Here is a 17,147-nt window from a genome sequence, read left to right on the forward strand (position 1 = left end):
AGACGCTCGACTGGGATACCCCAGCCGAGCGTCTACGTGATCTACTCACCACCTGAAACCAGGCGGTGTTGCGACGACCCCTTGAACCCAAGCAGGGGGCGGGCCCTCTCACATGTCCGCGGTCCGGTCAGCCGGCCGGGGTGGGAACGTACGGCGCGAACTCCGCCGCCAGCTCCTCGTGCACCCGCACCTTGAGCAGGGTGCCCTCCGGGGTGTGCTCCTCGGAGAGAACCTCACCCTCGTCGTGCGCGCGGGCGACCAGCTTGCCGTGGGTGTACGGCACGAGAACCTCGATCTCCACCGACGGGCGGGGCAGCTCGCTGTCGATCAGGGCGAGCAGCTCCGGGATGCCCCGGCCGGTGCGGGCCGAGACGGCGATGGAGCGGGGCTCCACCCGCAGCAGCCGCTGCAGGGTCAGCGGGTCCGCCGCGTCCGCCTTGTTGATCACGACGATCTCGGGCACGCCGGTGGCGCCGACGTCCCGGATCACCTCGCGCACGGCGGCGAGCTGCTCCTCCGGGTTCGGGTGCGAGCCGTCCACCACATGGAGGATCAGGTCGGATTCGCCGACCTCCTCCATGGTGGAGCGGAACGCCTCGACCAGGTGGTGCGGCAGGTGCCGCACGAAGCCGACGGTGTCGGCCAGCGTGTACAGCCGGCCGCTCGGGGTCTCGGCCCGGCGCACGGTCGGGTCGAGGGTGGCGAACAGGGCGTTCTCCACCAGTACGCCCGCGCCGGTGAGGCGATTGAGCAGCGAGGACTTGCCCGCGTTGGTGTAGCCCGCGATGGCGACGGACGGCACCTTGTGGCGCTTGCGCTCCTGGCGCTTGATCTCGCGGCCGGTCTTCATCTCCGCGATCTCCCGGCGCATCTTCGCCATCTTCTCGCGGATCCGGCGCCGGTCCGTCTCGATCTTGGTCTCACCGGGACCACGGGTGGCGAGGCCGCCGCCCTTGCCGCCGCCCATCTGCCGGGACAGCGACTGACCCCAGCCGCGCAGCCGCGGCAGCATGTACTGCATCTGCGCGAGCGCGACCTGCGCCTTGCCCTCTCGGGACTTGGCGTGCTGGGCGAAGATGTCGAGGATCAGGGCCGTACGGTCGATGACCTTGACCTTGACGACGTCCTCGAGGTGGATGAGCTGGCCCGGGCTGAGCTCACCGTCGCAGATGACGGTGTCCGCGCCCGACTCGAGCACGACGTCGCGCAGCTCCTCGGCCTTGCCGGAGCCGATATAGGTGGCCGCGTCCGGCTTGTCCCGGCGCTGGATCACGCCGTCGAGGACGAGGGCGCCCGCCGTCTCGGCGAGGGCGGCAAGCTCCGCGAGGGAGTTCTCGGCGTCCTGCGCGGTGCCCGAGGTCCACACCCCGACGAGCACGACGCGCTCCAGGCGGAGCTGCCGGTACTCGACCTCGGTGACGTCCTCGAGCTCGGTGGAGAGGCCGGCGACGCGGCGCAGGGCCGCGCGCTCGGAGCGGTCGAACTGGTCGCCGTCCCGCTCCCCGTCGATCTCGAGGCTCCAGGCGACGTCCTCTTCCATCAGGGCATCGGCCCGAAGGCCCTCGGCCTGGCTGTGCGCGAAGCGGTTGGTGTCCTGGGAAGGGGAAGAAGAGGAGGTCATTGGGTCCTTACGTGGTTGGGATGCCGTCTGCGGCGACGGATACGGCCGGGAGGCCTTCCGTCTCTGTCCACAACGTCCGGGTGACCCGGGAGATTCCCGTTTCCCCTGTCGCGCGGACCCGACGATGGTCGCACGGTACGGCTCGTCTCGTCATCGTGTTATTCCCCGCCCGCGTCCGGGCGATGCCCGTGCGGGCCGGGCAGGTGCCCGTGCGGGTGCTCGCGGGTGTGGGGGCCGGGCTCCGCCGTCACGGCACGCTTCGAGGACCGCCAGTCGGGGTGGCCGGGCATCGGCGGGGTGGTGTCGTCGTACAGCCAGGCGTGCAGGAAGCCGGTGAGGTCGCGTCCCGCGGTCTCGGAGGTGAGCCGGACGAAGTCGGCGGTGGAGGCGTTGCCGTCGCGGTGCCGGACGACCCAGGCGCGCTCCAGCCGGTCGAACGCCTCGTGCCCGATCTCCTGGCGCAGGGCGTAGAGCACCAGTGCGGCGCCGCCGTAGACGCCGGGGCGGAAGATGCCGATCTTGCGGCCCGGCTCGGGCGGCTTCGGCGCGGCCGGCGGCCCTCCGGCGGCGCGCCAGGCGTCGGAGGACTCGTACGCGGCCCGCATGCGGGCCTCCAGGGACCTGCCGCCGCGCTTCTCGGCGTACAGCGCCTCGTACCAGGTGGCGTGCCCCTCGTTGAGCCACAGGTCGGCCCAGGTGCGAGGGCTGACGCTGTCGCCGAACCACTGGTGGGCCAGCTCGTGCACCATGATCGACTCGACGTACCAGGCGGGCAGGGCGGGGTCGGTGAACAGGTCGCGCTCGAAGAGGGAGAGCGTCTGGGTCTCCAGGGCGAAGCCGGTGGAGGCCTCGGCGAGCAGCAGGCCGTAGGTGGCGAAGGGGTAGCGGCCGACCCGGTCCTCCATCCAGGAGATCTGCGCCGGGGTCTTGGCCAGCCAGGGTTCGAGGGCGGTGCGGTGCTCGGTGGGGACGACGTCCCGCAGGGGCAGGTCGTGGGGTCCGGTGCGGTGCAGGACGGTGGAGCGGCCGATGGACACCTGGGCGAGTTCGGTGGCCATGGGGTTGCGGGTCCGGTAGCTCCAGGTGGTGGTGCCGGCGGCGCGGTCGACGGCGGTGGGCAGCCCGTTGGCGACGGCGGTGTACCCCTCCGGGACGGTGAGGCTGAAGGTGAACATCGCCTTGTCGGACGGGTGGTCGTTGCACGGGAAGACCAGATGGGCCGCGTCCGCCTGGTTGGCGAGGGCGAGGCCGTCGGCGGTGCGCACCCAGCCGCCCTCGCGGTCGCCGGGTCGGGGGTCGCTGGTGTGCCGGACGGTGATGCGCACCGAGTCGCCGGGGTCGAGGCCGTCGTCAGGGGTGATCACCAGGTCCTCGCCCACGCCGGTGAAGACGGCCGGTTCGCCGTCGACCTCGACGGAGCGGACCGTGCCGTGGGCGAAGTCCAGGTTGATCCGGTCCAGCTCGGCGGTGATGCGGGCGTCGATGGTGGTGACGGCCTCGAGCGGCCGGTCGTTGCGGCCGGGATAGGTGAGGTCCAGGTCGTACGCCCGCACGTCGTAGCCGGGGTTGCCGAGGTGCGGGAAGAGCGGGTCGCCGATGCCGAGCGGCTCGGCGGGGGCGCTCGCGGCGACCAGGCAGACGCCGACGGCGGAGGCGAGCAGGGCCTGTGCGGTGCGGCGGCGGGCGCGGGGTACCGCGCGTCGGGGGGTCTGCTGGGCGGGGTGGCGGGAGGTGAGCGGCATGCCCCACGGCTATCAGCGGGGGCGGGCGCCGCTGCGGCGGCGCGCTCCCGACCCACCCGATCGGGTAATCACACCGCAAGGGTCTGTGCGCCGGGTGCCGTCACCGGGGCGTGGCGGGGCGAGGGCCGCTCTCAGGCGTCAGGCGCCTGCGGCTGGGCTCTCAGGCGTCAGGTGCCTGCGGCTGGGCCCGGCTCACGTCGTACACGCCTGCCACGTTACGCATGGCGCGCATCAGGGCGGGAAGCTGGGCGGCGTCCGGGAGCTGCACGGTGTAGGTGTGGCGCACCTGCTGCCGGTCCGGCGGTTCGACCGTCGCGGAGACGATCTCCGCTCCCTCGGTGGCCATCGCCTCGGTGAGGTCCGCGAGGAGGTGCGGCCGGACGAACGACTCCGCCATCAGCGTGACCCGGCACTCGGCGCCCTCGCCCCAGCGCACGCCGACCTCGGTGCGGCCGTCGCTCCTCATCCGCTCCACCGCCGGACACTCCACCCGGTGCGCGGTGACCGCTCCTCCGCGCACCGCGAACCCGGTGACCTCGTCGGGCGGCACGGGCGTGCAGCAGCCGGCCAGCCGTACGGTCGTGCCGTCCCGGTCGACCAGCACCTGGGCGGCGGCGGGACGCCCGGGGGCCGTGTCGCCGGGACCGGAGGGCTGGAGGGTCTCCGACCCGGGCGGCCTGGAGGGCTCGACGTCGTCCGCCAGGGAGCGCGCGTCGCCGTCCCCCGCGGTGGGGTGGGCGGCGAGCCACCGCTGGATGGCGATCCGGGCCGCCGGGGTGGTGGCGTGGTCCAGCCACTCGCGGGACGGCGCGGAGGCCGCGTCCTGGTCCATGAGGAGCTGGACGGTGTCCCCGTCCTTGAGCACGGTGCTGAGCCTGGCCAGCCGCCCGTTGACCCGGGCGCCGATGCAGGCGTGCGCATCCTCGCCGTACTGCGCGTAGGCGGCGTCCACGCAGGTCGCCCCCTCGGGCAGGCCCAGGGTGCCGCCGTCGGGGCGGAAGACGGTGATCTCCCGGTCCTGCGCGAGGTCCTCGCGGAGCGTGGACCAGAAGGTGTCGGGGTCGGGCGCCGCCTGCTGCCAGTCGAGCAGCCGGGACAACCAGCCGGGGCGGGTCGGGTCGATGCGTTCGCCGTCGCCCGCGGACTGGTCCTCCGGCGGGGCGGCGTAGGGGTTGCCGAGGGCGACGACGCCCGCCTCGGCGACCTGGTGCATCTGGTGGGTGCGGATGAGGACCTCGACGACCTGGCCGTCGTCACCCGCCACCGCGGTGTGCAGCGACTGGTACAGGTTGAACTTGGGTACGGCGATGAAGTCCTTGAACTCCGAGACCACCGGCGTCATACAGGTGTGCAGCTCGCCCAGCACGGCGTAGCAGTCGGCGTCCTCGTGCACCAGTACCAGCAGCCGGCCGAAGTCGGCGCCACGCAGCGGACCGCGCTTGCGGGAGACGCGGTGCACGGAGACGAAGTGCCGTGGCCGGATGAGGACTTCGGCCGGGATGTCGGCCTCCCGGAGCACCTTGCGGACGTCGTCGGCGACGTCGGCGAGCGGGTCGTCCTCGCGGGCGGCGTTGCGGAGGACCAGCTCGCGGGTCTCCTCGTACTCCTCGGGGTGGAGGATCGCGAAGACCAGGTCCTCCAGCTCCGTCTTGAGCGCCTGGACGCCGAGCCGTTCGGCGAGCGGGATGAGCACGTCACGTGTCACCTTGGCGATGCGTTCCTGCTTGGCGGGGCGCATCACGCCCAGGGTGCGCATGTTGTGCAGCCGGTCGGCGAGTTTGATCGACATCACGCGGACGTCGTTGCCGGTTGCGACGAGCATTTTGCGGAAGGTCTCGGGCTCGGCGGCGGCGCCGTAGTCGACCTTCTCCAACTTGGTGACGCCGTCGACGAGATAGCGCACCTCCTCGCCGAACTCCTCGCCCACCTGGTCGAGGGTGACGTCGGTGTCCTCGACGGTGTCGTGCAGCAGCGAGGCGGTCAACGTCGTGGTCTCGGCGCCGAGTTCGGCCAGGATGAGGGTGACGGCGAGCGGGTGGGTGATGTACGGCTCGCCGCTCTTGCGCATCTGGCCCCGGTGCGAGGACTCCGCGAGGAGGTAGGCGCGGCGCAGCGGTTCGAGGTCGGCGTCGGGGTGGTGGGCCCGGTGGGCCTCGGCGACGTGGCCGATCGCGTCGGGCAGCCGGTCGCGGGCGGAGGACGACCCCAGCAGGGCGGCGCGGCCCAGCCGGCGCAGGTCGAGCCGGGGGCGGGACTTGCGGCGCGTCCCGGCCGGTGTGACGTGACCCGGTGCGAGCGGGCCCGGGGTCGCAGGTTTCGCGGCCTCCGCGTTCATGAGCACCTCCGGCTGCGTGGATCCGGCGGACGGCGCCCCAGGGCGGACTCGGGCCTGGGAGACGGCGTTGATCCCCCGTCCGGGCCGGTGCTTGATGCTATCCAGCCGCACGGGGTCGGACCGGCCGCCTCCGGCCGACCGTGAAACGGATCACTCCAAAGAGCGACGGGCCGTTCACGGTCGTTTTCACGCCATCGGGTGGGCGGTGTGCCCCGATCTCGCAGCCTCGTACCCGCTCCGGCCTGCGGATCGACGGCGGGGCGGGGCGGGGGGCGGAAGATCGTGCTGCGCATCGTTCAGCCGAGGGCGTTCTCCAGCCACTCGGCCTCGATCGCGCCCTCGGCGACGATGACCGCGGGACCGGTCATCTCGATGCGGCCGTCCGGCTGTTCGGTGATCACGAGTGTGCCTCCGGGGAGGTCGACGGTGTACGTCACCGGCAGGCCGGTGTCACGCGGGTCGACGCCGTCGCGGCGGGCGGCGGCCACGGCGACGGCGCACGCCCCGGTGCCGCAGGAGCGGGTCTCGCCGACCCCGCGCTCGTGCACGCGCATCGCGACGTGCCGAGGGCCCCGGTCGACGACGAACTCCACGTTCACGCCGTCCGGGTAGGCGGCTTCCGGGGCGAAGGAGGGCGCGGTGAACAAACTGCCCGCGTCGGCCAGATCGGCGACGAAGGCCACGGCGTGCGGGTTGCCCATGTTGACGTTGCGCGCGGGCCAATCGCGCTCGCCGACGGCCACGGTGACGCCGCCCTCGGGGAGGACCGCGCGGCCCATGCCGACGGTGATGTCGCCGTCCTTGGCGATGTGCACGGTCTTCACGCCGCCGCGTGTGGCGACCGCGAGGTCGCCCTCGCCGACGTGCCCGGCGTGCTGGAGGTAGCGGGCGAAGACGCGCACGCCGTTGCCGCACATCTCGGCGACCGATCCGTCGCCGTTGCGGTAGTCCATGAACCACTCGGCCTCGTCGGCCATGGCCCGCGCCTCGGGGTGCGCGGCGGACCGCACGACGTGGAGCAGCCCGTCGCCCCCGATCCCCGCGCGCCGGTCGCACAGCGCGGCGACGGCCGCCGGCGACAGCTCGACGGCGTTCTCCGGGTCCGGCACGATCACGAAGTCGTTCTCCGTGCCGTGCCCCTTGAGGAAGGCGATCCGCGTGCTCATTCCTCGATCCTACGGGGTGGGAGCAGGGTGGCGCCGGGGGCTGTGGACGGCGGCAGCGGGGGGCGGCTCGGGCGGCCCCCGGGGTGCCGAGGGCAGCTCCGATGGGCCCGGCACCAGAGGCCCGGTGCCGGGTGCGGCCCGAAGGTGATCGTGGCCCCGCGGACCGCGAGGACAGCGGACCGTGGACCGCGAGGACCGGCGCGGGGGCTCACCTGCTGCCGTACGGCAGGGGCCGACGCGAGCAGGCCGAAGGGCGGCGCCGACGTGGACGGACCGCTGCCTCGCCACGGTCTGCGCGAGCTGCCCGGAGGCCACAGGTTCTCAGCTCCCGCCCGGCCGCGAGGACCACGGAGCCGGCGCCCCCCGCGGACCCGGCGCCTCGGCACGGGGTGCGCCTAGCCGGGACGTCGGCGCGGGGGACGATCCGGGTCCAAGCGTTGCGCGGGCGGCGAAGGCGAGGCGCGTGGCGAGGTCCGCGTGGACAGTCGCGGGGCTTCAGTACAGGCGGCCGCAGGAGCCGGGGCTCGGGGCGTCAAGGGCGTTGAGAAGTCCCCGCACCGGGGGCGGCTCAGCGGAGGCGGGCCACTCGCCAGACCGCCAGGGCCACCACCGCCGCGACCATCACCGCGTACGCGGCCACCACGCGCCAGTCGGACTTGCGGTCCGAGCCGCGGGTGGTCAGACCCGGCCAGGTGTAGCCGACCTTGCGGGCGGCCATCATGCCCCAGCCGGCCGCGCAGGAGCAGATCAGCAGGCCCAGCATGGCGATCACCGCGCCGCTGTCGCCGAAGTCGAAGGCGAGCGGGAAGGCGAACATCAGGGAGCCGAGCGCGCCGAGACCGACGATCGGGGCCAGCTGCCAGACGCGCAGCCGGCGCTGCGGGCGCAGCTCGACCTCGACCTCGTCCCCGCCGGTGAACATCTCCTCCGGTTCGGGACCGTCGTCGGTCACACCGCCCTGCGTCTCCTCGGGCCCGTCGGGGCTGAGGCGCCCGGTCTCCGGCTCCGGGGCATCCCGCTCGGTGGTGAGATGCTCGGTGCTGTGTGCGGTGTCGCGAGGGCCGGCCTCCATCGCCACGCGCCCTCCCAACTTAGGACTCCACTGGTCGATCGAAGCTTGATGATGGCACGGCGTCACAGGCCCGGATGACGGCCTGGGCGTCCCGATGCCAGGACGTGATCAGGCTGTAACCGGTCGTTCGACCAACGCCGTCGCGAGCTGCGGAAGTTCCCCGAGGTCCGTCGCGGCCCCACTCAACCAGTGCACCCGCGGATCGCGCCTGAACCATGAATCCTGACGGCGCGCGAAGCGCTTGGTGGCACGGACCGTCTCGGCCCGCGCCTCGTCCAGGGTGCACTCGCCGGCGAGTGCGGCGAGCACCTGCTGGTAGCCGAGGGCGCGCGACGCCGTACGCCCCTCGCGCAACCCCTGCGCCTCGAGTGCGCGTACTTCTTCGACCAGCCCGGCCTCCCACATCCGGTCGACCCGGCGGGCGATCCGCTCGTCGAGTTCGGGGCGGGCCACGTCGACGCCGATCTGGAGCGTGTCGTAGACCGAGTCGTGCCCGGGGAGGTTGGCGGTGAAGGGCCGCCCGGTGATCTCGATGACCTCCAGCGCGCGGACGATGCGGCGGCCGTTGCTCGGCAGGATCGCGCGGCCCGCGTCGGGGTCGGCCGCGGCGAGCCGGGCGTGCAGCGCGCCGGGGCCGCGCAGCGCCAGCTCCTCCTCCAGTCGCGCCCGGACCTCCGGGTCGGTGCCGGGGAACTCCAGGTTGTCGACCGCGCCACGGACGTACAGGCCGGAGCCGCCGACCAGGATCGGCCAGCGCCCTTCGGCGAGCAGCGTGTCGATCCGTGCCCGGGCCATCCGCTGGTACTCGGCGACGGAGGCGGTCTCGGTGACGTCCCAGACGTCGAGCAGGTGGTGCGGGACGCCGCCGCGCTCCTCGGGCGTCAGCTTGGCGGTGCCGATGTCCATCCCCCGGTAGAGCTGCATGGAGTCGGCGTTGACGACCTCACCCCCCAGCCGCTGGGCGAGGAAAACGCCCAGATCGGACTTTCCAGCCGCGGTGGGACCGACGACGGCGATGACGCGGGGGGCGTGGGGTGCGCTGCTCACCGATCCAGTCTCCCAAACATCGCGGGCCGCTCTCGATCGGGTTACGTGACGTGGCGTCCGCCGGGTCGTTGCCCGTTCGAGGTTCCTGCCGCCGGATCGCGGCGGCGCTCGCCCGGCTCACACGGATGGACACACCGGGCTACGCGGAATTTCGCCCGCACGAGTAACGTATGGAGTGGATATGGGCGTTTTTGCACGACTTTTTCGGAGGTCGAAGACCACGGGAGAGACAGCGGCGGCCGAGGCCCGGACCGACGGGGAGAAGGCCGGGGCCGGTACGGCCGACACGGGGGCCACGCCTGGACCCGAGACCGCGGCCGACGAGGCGAAGGCCGCCTCCGAGGCCCCGGTGAAGGAGTCCGACGAGGCCGGCGTCACGGAGAGCGTCGACATCCCGAAGCAGCAGTCCGGCAAGGCCGCCGACACCGAGGCCGGCGAGGGCGCCCGCACGTAGCGTGCCGCGAGGAAAGGTACATCATGGGTCTCCTGGACAATCTGAAGGCCAAGCTCGGCCCTGCCAAGGACAAGGTCTCCGGCCTCGCGCAGCAGCACGAGGACAAGATCCAGCACGGCCTGGAGAAGGCGGCGCACACCGTCGACCGGGGAACCAAGGGCAAGTACAGCGACAAGATCCAGTCGGGTACGGGAAAGGCCAAGGAGGCCGTGGACCGCTTCGCGCGGAAGAACGACTCCGGTCCGGACGCGGGCGGCACCACGCCGCCGGCCGGGCCGCCGCCCGCCTCCTGAGCGGCACGAACGGCGGACGGCCGGGGCATCGCGCCCCGGCCGTCCGCCGTTCGTTCACCTCTGCGAGCCTACGTCCAGGTGGCGACCACGTACCCCACGCCGTACGGGGCGTCCTCGTGGAGCAGCGCGCCGGACAGAGCGGCGCCACCCTCGGCCGCTCCGGCGAGCACCTGCCAGGGCGCGCGGCCTGACGCCTTCAGCTGACGCGACAGCCCGGGGTCCAGCGCTCGGAGCGCGGCGGTGTCGGCCGAGCCGAGCGCGCGGGCGATCTCCGCGTCGTAGGGCGCCGCGCGTTCGTCGAGATAGCCGGGTGCCTTCAGAGTGCGGCAGGCGCTGGCGTCGCCCATGACCAGCAGCGCCACCCGGTCGGCCCGGCCGGCCAGCCGGCGCCCCTCCGCCAGGCACGCGTCCGGCGCGAGGGACTCCCCCACGCCCCGTCCTTCGACGGGGGCGGCGGCCCACCCGGTCCGCCCCAGCAGCCAGGCGCCCACGGCGAGTCCGTACGGCAGTCCCCCGCCGGTCACGACGTCGCCCTCCCCCAGCCGTACGTCCAGGTCGACGCCGAAGCGTCGGAAGGAACCCTGGCTTCCCGCGGGGTACTCGCGCGTCCCGGCGCCGTCGTCCGGGCCCACGACGACCAGCAGGTCGGGGAGGGCGGCGGCGAGCACGCCGAGCGCGTCCGTGCAGGCGGCGCGCGCGGCGTCCAGCTCCGGGGCGGCGCCGGCGGCGACCTCGGGCACGAGCAGCGGCGGGCAGGGGCAGGCTGCGGCGGCGACAAGCATGATCAGCAGCCTACTGCGGCCGTACGGACCCGCCCGTCGCCGCGGGTCCCGGGCGGCGGGTCAGTCGACGGCGCAGCCGCCGGTGACCGCCGGGAGCGGCTCGGGCACGCCGACCTTGGGCAGGCCGAGCAGCACGCCCGCGGGCTTCGCGGCCTTCTCCGCGGTGCGCTTCTCCCAGGCGTCGCCCGCGCGGGTGCGGCGTACGTCCAGGACGGGGCCCTCGGCGAGGAGGTGGTGCGGGGCCGCGTAGGTCACCTCGACGGTGACGACGTCACCGGGGCGGACCTCCTGGTCGGGCTTGGTGAAGTGCACCAGGCGGCTGTCGGGGGCGCGGCCGGAGAGGCGGTGGGTGGTGTCGTCCTTGCGGCCCTCGCCCTCGGCGACCATCAGCTCCAGGGTGCGTCCGACCTGCTTCTTGTTCTCCTCCCAGGAGATCTCCTCCTGGAGGGCGACGAGACGCTCGTAGCGCTCCTGGACGACCTTCTTGGGGATCTGCCCGTCCATCTCGGCGGCCGGGGTGCCGGGGCGCTTGGAGTACTGGAAGGTGAACGCCTGGGCGAAGCGGGCCTCGCGGACGACGTGCAGCGTCTGCTGGAAGTCCTCCTCGGTCTCGCCGGGGAACCCCACGATGATGTCGGTGCTGATCGCCGCGTGCGGGATGGCGGCGCGGACCTTCTCGATGATCCCGAGGAAGCGCTCCTGGCGGTAGGAGCGGCGCATGGCCTTGAGGACCGGGTCGGAGCCGGACTGGAGCGGCATGTGGAGCTGGGGCATCACGTTGGGCGTCTCGGCCATGGCGGCGATGACGTCGTCGGTGAAGTCACGGGGGTGCGGGGAGGTGAAGCGGACCCGCTCCAGGCCCTCGATCTTCCCGCAGGCGCGCAGCAGCTTGCTGAACGCCTCGCGGTCGCCGATGTCGGAGCCGTAGGCGTTGACGTTCTGGCCGAGCAGGGTGATCTCGGAGACGCCCTCGGCGACCAGCGCCTCGATCTCGGCGAGGATGTCGCCGGGGCGGCGGTCCTTCTCCTTGCCGCGCAGGGCGGGGACGATGCAGAAGGTGCAGGTGTTGTTGCAGCCGACGGAGATCGACACCCAGGCCGCGTAGGCGCTCTCGCGGCGGGTGGGCAGCGTGGAGGGGAACGCCTCCAGCGACTCGGCGATCTCGACCTGCGCCTCCTCCTGGACGCGGGCGCGCTCCAGGAGCACCGGCAGCTTGCCGATGTTGTGCGTGCCGAAGACGACGTCCACCCAGGGGGCGCGCTTGACGATGGTGTCGCGGTCCTTCTGCGCGAGGCAGCCGCCGACCGCGATCTGCATGCCGGGGCGGCTCGCCTTCTTCGGGGCGAGGTGGCCCAGGTTGCCGTACAGCTTGTTGTCGGCGTTCTCGCGCACGGCGCAGGTGTTGAACACGACGACGTCGGCCTCGCCGTCGGAGCTCTCGGGGGCGCGGACGTACCCGGCGTCCTCCAGCAGCCCGGCGAGGCGCTCGGAGTCGTGGACGTTCATCTGACACCCGTAGGTGCGAATCTCGTAGGTCCTGGTCGAGAGAACGTCCACGGCGGGGCTCCGGTCACTGCTGCTGGTCATGGCAACAAGGGTAGGCGTTTCCCGGAGCGGTTCCGCCCGGTGTTCCCCCTCCGCCCGGTACGGCCGGGTGGCTCAGCCGCGTACGGCCAGGTGGCAGGCGGAACCCCAGAGGACCGCCGCGCAGGCCAGACCCACCACGACCCGTACGGTCCCGGCGGACAGACCGGCCAGGACGAGCACGGCGCCCACGACCGCCACGGCCGTCATCAGGGCGCCGGTCCAGCGGTACTGCCACTGGTCGTAGAGCCGGGCGAGCGGGAAGAAGTGCAGGCCCACGACGAGCGCGACGCCGACCGGGATGTACGCCGGGCGTCCGGAGCCGTTGGCCGCGGCGATCACGGCGACGACGGCCAGCAGCTCGACGCCGTTCACGAGGCCCACCCCGCGGGCCCAGTTCGAGGGCAGGTCCACCGTCCGGGGCGAGGGCCGGGCGTCCTTGCGGAGTCCGAGGTACAGCGCGACCGCAGTGATCACGAGCGCCGCCGCCTCGACGGCCACCGGCACCACGTCCGTCGCCCGTCCGGTGCCGGAGGCGCCCGCGAAGGCCCAGGCCAGCGCGAACACGGACAGCACGACGGTGCCCCGGCGCCGCAACTGCCGGGTGAGCGCGAGGCACTCGGCGTCGGAGGCGGACGGCGTCGGTGCGGACCCGGTGGAGGACGTCATCGGTGGAGGCTACAGCGGTCGTGTCAACTCGGCGGCCGGTTTCGCCACTTCACGATCGCGCGCTCTACGGCCGGCCCTCCTGCCCTGCCGCGGCAGCACCGCCCTCAGGTCCGGCACCCGGCACCGTCGCCCTGTCCTGTGAGTTCCGCCCTGGTCAGCCGGGCACCGGGCTGGCAGGATCGCGGCCATGTCCCACGTGCTGTCCCGCATCGGCAGGCGGCGGGCCCTGCGGGGCGCGGCCGCCGGTCTCGTGGTGCTCGGGCTGCTCCTGTGGTGGGCGGCGCCGTGGCGCGAGGAAGCGCCCGGCGGGACGATCACGATGAGCACCGGCACCCGCGCCGGCGTCTACCAGAAGTACGGCGAACTGCTGCGGACCGCGCTCGGCAAGGACATGCCCGACCTGGAGGTGCGGCTGGAGACCAGCGACGGCTCCTGGGAGAACGTCCGGCGGGTCGCCACCGGGCGGGCCGACTTCGCTTTCGCCGCGGCCGACGCCGTGGAGACGTACCGGCAGGAGGGCCGCACCGGCGCCGAGGGGTTGCGCGGGGTGGCGCGCCTGTACGACGACTACGTGCAGCTCGCCGTCGCGCCCGGCTCGGGCATCCGTACCGTCGCCGACCTGCGGGGCAAGCGGGTCGCCATAGGGCCGCCCAAGTCCGGGGTGCGGCTCATCGCCAACCGTCTGCTGCGGGCGGCCGGGATCGACCCGGAGCGGGACGTCGTCCCGTCCGCGGACGGCATCGACACCGGGCCCGGGCGCCTGGGGCACGGCCTGGACGCCTTCTTCTGGTCGGGCGGGCTGCCGACGGACGGCCTGAAGAAGTACACGGAGGATTCCGCGCTGCGGTTCGTGCCGATCGACGCCTCCCTGATCGCGAAGGTGCACGATCAGGGCAACGCCACCCGCCACTACCGCGCGACCAGCATCCCGGAGTCGGCCTACCCGGGCAGTCAGCTCGGCTCGGCCGTGCCGACCATGGCGGTGTCCAACCTGCTGATCACACGCGCGGACGCGGACCCCCGGCTCACCGAGTGGCTGACCCGGATCGTGCTGAAGAGCCGCGACGGCATCGGCGCCCATGTGCACTCCGCGCAGCTCGTCGACGTGCGCACCGCCATCTACACCGACCCGGTGCGGCTGCACGAGGGCGCCCGCCGGTACTACCGCTCCGTCAAGCCCTGACCGTCCGCCTCACCCGCGGGGGCGTTGCGCGGCACGCTCACGGTCACCCGCAACCCGTGCGGCGCGTGCCGTTCGTAGGAGAGGGAGCCGCCGCCCGCGGCGAGCAGCGCCCGGGAGATGGACAGACCGAGGCCCGATCCGTTGACGTTCTGGTGCCGTCCGCTGCGCCAGAAGCGGTCGCCGACGCGGGTCAGCTCCTCGTCGGTCAGTCCGGGGCCGCTGTCGGTGACGACGACGGTCGCCGTGTCGCCGTTGGGGGCGACGGTCACCTCGACCGTCTCGCCGGGCGGCGTGAACTTCACCGCGTTGTCGATGACCGCGTCCAGCGCGCTGGACAGCGCCACCGGGTCCGCCCAGGCGGTGGTCGCCGGGCAGACGCCGGTGAGCGTGACGTCCTTGGCGTCGGCGGACGGTGACCAGGCGGCGACCCGCTCGGCGGCCAGCGCGCCGATGTCGACGACCTGCAGGACGGGCGCGCTGTGCTCGGCGAGGGCGAGGTCGAGCAGGTCGTCGAGGACCTGCGCCAGCCGTTTGCCCTCGGCGCGCACTGAGGCGATCTCCTCGTTGTCCTCGGGGAGCTCCAGGGCGAGCAGCTCGATGCGCAGCAGCAGCGCGGACAGAGGGTTGCGCAGCTGGTGGGAGGCGTCGGCGACGAAGGCGCGCTGCTGCTCCAGCACGTTCTCGACGTTGTCCGCCATCTCGTTGAAGGAGCGCGCGAGGCGGCGCAGCTCGGGGGGCCCGCCCGCCACCGCGACCCGGGACTTCAGCCGGCCGGTGGCTATGTCGTGGGTGGTGGCGTCGAGGACGCGCACCGGGCGCAGCACCCAGCCGGTGAGCCGGAGGGCCGCGCCGACGGCCAGCAGCATCGCCGCCGCCTCCCCCGCGGCGATGACCAGCCAGCCCTGGAGGATGCGGGACCGCATCTGCCCGGTGGGCGAGTCGGTGACCACGACCGCGACGACGTCGCCGTCCCGGATCACCGGCGAGGCGACCACGAGAGTGCTCCGCTGCCAGGGCCACACCTGCTCGGGGTCGTGGCTGCGGCGGCTGAGCAGCGCCTCCTCGAAGGCGTCCCGGACCTCGCCGGCGCGGGGCAGGAAGAAGTCGTCGGGGGCGTGCGCCATGGGCGCGTCGTTGCGGTAGAAGACGCCGGCGCGGATGCCGTAGACCTCGTAGTAGCTGCGCAGCTCGGCGCTGAGCGTCTCGCGGCGCTCGTTGATGTCGTTGCCGGAGGCGTCGGCGGGCTCGGTGACGAACTGGGCGAGGGCCGCGAAGCGGGCGGTGTCGTCGATCCGGTCGACGACGACCTTCTGCTGCTGGGCGCCGGCGAGGCTCACCGCGAGCGGCACGCCGAGGGCGAGCAGGACGGCCGCCATCAGGACGATGAGCAGCGGCAGCAGACGTGTGTGCACCCGGCCCCGCTACGCCGCGGGCGCGACGAGCCGGTAGCCGACGCCGCGCACGGTCTCGATCAGGGCGGGCATGCGCAGCTTGGAGCGCAGGGAGGCCACGTGTACCTCCAGGGTGCGGCCGGTCCCCTCCCAGCTGGTGCGCCACACCTCGCTGATGATCTGCTCCCGGCGGAAGACCACCCCCGGCCGCTGTGCCAGCAGCGCGAGCAGGTCGAACTCCTTGCGGGTGAGCTGGACGGGCTTGCCGTTGACGCTGACCTGCCGGGTGGGCAGCTCGATGCGCACCGGGCCGAGGAGCACCTGTGTCTCCGTGGAGCCGGTGGCCTCCTCCGGGGCGCTGCGCCGGCTCACGGCATGGATCCGGGCGAGCAGTTCACCGGTGTCGTACGGCTTCACCACGTAGTCGTCGGCGCCGAGGTTGAGGCCGTGGATGCGGGAACGCACGTCGGAGCGCGCGGTCACCATGATCACGGGGGTGCTGGTGCGCTTGCGTATCTTGCCGCAGACCTCGTATCCGTCCTGGTCGGGCAGGCCGAGGTCGAGCAGGACGACGCCGAAGCCGTCGCTCTCGGGGACGAGCGCCTGGAGGGCCTCCTCGCCGCTGCGCGCGTGGGTGACGTCGAAACCGTGGCGGGCCAGCACGGCCGACAGGGCCGCGGCGACGTGGTTGTCGTCCTCGACGAGCAGCAGTCTCACCAGGGCCCCCTTCGGTTCATCGGCCGTTTGTCGGGTGTGTCCATCATGGGCACACCCAGGTGCACCTTGCAGTCACGCCGATGAGGGACGACCACGTCAAGGGGGTTCCGGTTGCGCTTCGGTACCGGTGCCTCGCGCGGACGCGTTCCAGCTCACAAGTGCTATGACAGGTGTCCGATTGCTATCGGATCGTGATGCTCAGATTCCCCTCAGATGTAATGACGCAGGTCTGAAGGGTTACTACTGTCCTCCGAAACCGAGGAGGACGGAGCCTGAGAGCGATGACCGAAGTATCGGTGGCCAAGGAAGATGCGGCCGCGACCGGCGATCTGGTCGTCCTGACGAGCGTCAACAAGCACTTCGGCGCGTTGCACGTTCTCCAGGACATCGACCTCACGATCGCCCGTGGCGAAGTCGTCGTGGTCATCGGACCCTCCGGGTCCGGGAAGTCCACCCTGTGCCGCACCATCAACCGTCTGGAGACGATCGACTCCGGCTCGATCACGATCGACGGCAAGCCCCTGCCCGACGAGGGCAAGGCGCTCGCGAAGCTCCGTGCCGACGTGGGGATGGTCTTCCAGTCCTTCAACCTCTTCGCGCACAAGACCGTGCTCGAGAACGTGACGCTCGGACAGGTCAAGGTCCGCAAGAAGGACAAAAAGGAGGCCGAGGAGCGGGCACGTGCCCTCCTCGACCGGGTCGGCGTGGCCGCACAGGCCGAGAAGTACCCCGCACAGCTCTCCGGTGGTCAGCAGCAGCGCGTCGCCATCGCGCGGGCCCTGGCGATGGAGCCCAAGGTCATGCTCTTCGACGAGCCGACGTCGGCTCTCGACCCGGAGATGATCAACGAGGTTCTCGAAGTCATGCAGCAGCTCGCCCGTGACGGCATGACGATGATCGTCGTGACCCACGAGATGGGCTTCGCGCGTTCGGCCGCGAACCGCGTGGTGTTCATGGCGGACGGCCGCATCGTCGAGCAGGCGACGCCGGACCAGTTCTTCAGCAACCCGCGCAGCGACCGTGCCAAGGACTTCCTGTCGAAGATCCTTCACCACTGAGGCGCGGCGCCGCGCCCCTGCCGACCTGCGACA

The 17,147-nt window shown here is 72.6% G+C and carries 15 protein-coding genes; 4 read left to right on the plus strand and 11 right to left on the minus strand.

Translation table 11 applies throughout. The features are described from left to right. Positions 1–127: 127 nt before the first annotated feature. The 6 genes from hflX to miaA form a co-directional block, all read right to left on the minus strand. On the minus strand, positions 128–1,621 hold the full coding sequence (gene hflX / locus ACF1AG_RS33395) for a GTPase HflX (protein ID WP_359607234.1): 1,494 nt from the start codon (positions 1,619–1,621) through the stop codon (positions 128–130). Positions 1,622–1,779: 158 nt separating this feature from the next. Next, entirely contained in the window at positions 1,780–3,363 is a 1,584-nt protein-coding gene (locus ACF1AG_RS33400) for a M1 family metallopeptidase (protein ID WP_359607232.1), read from the minus strand. 160 nt (positions 3,364–3,523) lie between these two features. Beyond that, positions 3,524–5,698 carry a RelA/SpoT family protein gene (locus ACF1AG_RS33405; protein ID WP_391810938.1) on the minus strand — a complete coding sequence of 725 codons (2,175 nt, stop codon included), beginning with the start codon at positions 5,696–5,698 and terminating at the stop codon, positions 3,524–3,526. Between the two features lie 296 nt (positions 5,699–5,994). Continuing rightward, positions 5,995–6,864: a diaminopimelate epimerase gene (gene dapF, locus ACF1AG_RS33410; RefSeq protein WP_359607229.1), complete on the minus strand. Its 870-nt coding sequence runs from the start codon at positions 6,862–6,864 to the stop codon at positions 5,995–5,997. Between the two features lie 568 nt (positions 6,865–7,432). Further along, complete coding sequence (locus tag ACF1AG_RS33415) at positions 7,433–7,936, minus strand: hypothetical protein (protein ID WP_359607236.1); 504 nt, start codon at positions 7,934–7,936, stop codon at positions 7,433–7,435. Between the two features lie 108 nt (positions 7,937–8,044). Beyond that, positions 8,045–8,983: a tRNA (adenosine(37)-N6)-dimethylallyltransferase MiaA gene (gene miaA, locus ACF1AG_RS33420; RefSeq protein ID WP_391810939.1), complete on the minus strand. Its 939-nt coding sequence runs from the start codon at positions 8,981–8,983 to the stop codon at positions 8,045–8,047. 181 nt (positions 8,984–9,164) lie between these two features. On the opposite strand from miaA, the gene ACF1AG_RS33425 reads away from it, so the two are divergent. Together ACF1AG_RS33425 and ACF1AG_RS33430 are read left to right on the plus strand one after the other, a co-directional pair. Beyond that, positions 9,165–9,437, plus strand: a complete 273-nt coding sequence (locus ACF1AG_RS33425) for a hypothetical protein (protein ID WP_391810940.1) — start codon at positions 9,165–9,167, stop codon at positions 9,435–9,437. 23 nt (positions 9,438–9,460) lie between these two features. Then, the gene (locus ACF1AG_RS33430) at positions 9,461–9,730 is read left to right on the plus strand and encodes an antitoxin (RefSeq protein WP_359607223.1); all 270 of its coding nucleotides are present in this window, start codon (positions 9,461–9,463) and stop codon (positions 9,728–9,730) included. A 68-nt stretch (positions 9,731–9,798) separates the two neighbouring features. On the opposite strand, the gene ACF1AG_RS33435 is transcribed toward ACF1AG_RS33430, so the two are convergent. From ACF1AG_RS33435 to ACF1AG_RS33445, 3 genes are all read right to left on the minus strand, one after another. Beyond that, positions 9,799–10,512, minus strand: a complete 714-nt coding sequence (locus ACF1AG_RS33435; protein ID WP_359607411.1) for a class III extradiol dioxygenase subunit B-like domain-containing protein — start codon at positions 10,510–10,512, stop codon at positions 9,799–9,801. Positions 10,513–10,572: 60 nt separating this feature from the next. Then, positions 10,573–12,099, minus strand: a complete 1,527-nt coding sequence (gene miaB, locus ACF1AG_RS33440; RefSeq protein ID WP_391810941.1) for a tRNA (N6-isopentenyl adenosine(37)-C2)-methylthiotransferase MiaB — start codon at positions 12,097–12,099, stop codon at positions 10,573–10,575. A gap of 72 nt (positions 12,100–12,171) precedes the next feature. Then, entirely contained in the window at positions 12,172–12,765 is a 594-nt protein-coding gene (locus ACF1AG_RS33445; protein WP_359607407.1) for a hypothetical protein, read from the minus strand. 187 nt (positions 12,766–12,952) lie between these two features. Here ACF1AG_RS33445 and ACF1AG_RS33450 point away from each other — a divergent pair, with 187 nt between their 5' ends. Then, a complete protein-coding gene (locus ACF1AG_RS33450) occupies positions 12,953–13,948 on the plus strand; it encodes a TAXI family TRAP transporter solute-binding subunit (RefSeq protein WP_359607405.1) in 996 nt (331 codons plus the stop codon). On the opposite strand, the gene ACF1AG_RS33455 is transcribed toward ACF1AG_RS33450, so the two are convergent. Beyond that, complete coding sequence (locus ACF1AG_RS33455; protein WP_391810942.1) at positions 13,927–15,360, minus strand: ATP-binding protein; 1,434 nt, start codon at positions 15,358–15,360, stop codon at positions 13,927–13,929. The two genes, ACF1AG_RS33450 and ACF1AG_RS33455, sit on opposite strands and share 22 nt — an antisense overlap. Positions 15,361–15,369: 9 nt before the next feature. Further along, a complete protein-coding gene (locus ACF1AG_RS33460; protein WP_359607401.1) occupies positions 15,370–16,056 on the minus strand; it encodes a response regulator transcription factor in 687 nt (228 codons plus the stop codon). A gap of 281 nt (positions 16,057–16,337) precedes the next feature. On the opposite strand from ACF1AG_RS33460, the gene ACF1AG_RS33465 reads away from it, so the two are divergent. Continuing rightward, entirely contained in the window at positions 16,338–17,114 is a 777-nt protein-coding gene (locus tag ACF1AG_RS33465; protein ID WP_359607400.1) for an amino acid ABC transporter ATP-binding protein, read from the plus strand. The last annotated feature ends 33 nt before the right edge of the window (positions 17,115–17,147 follow it).

The organism is Streptomyces sp. NPDC014764 (assembly GCF_043082785.1).
GTDB lineage: Bacteria > Actinomycetota > Actinomycetes > Streptomycetales > Streptomycetaceae > Streptomyces > Streptomyces althioticus.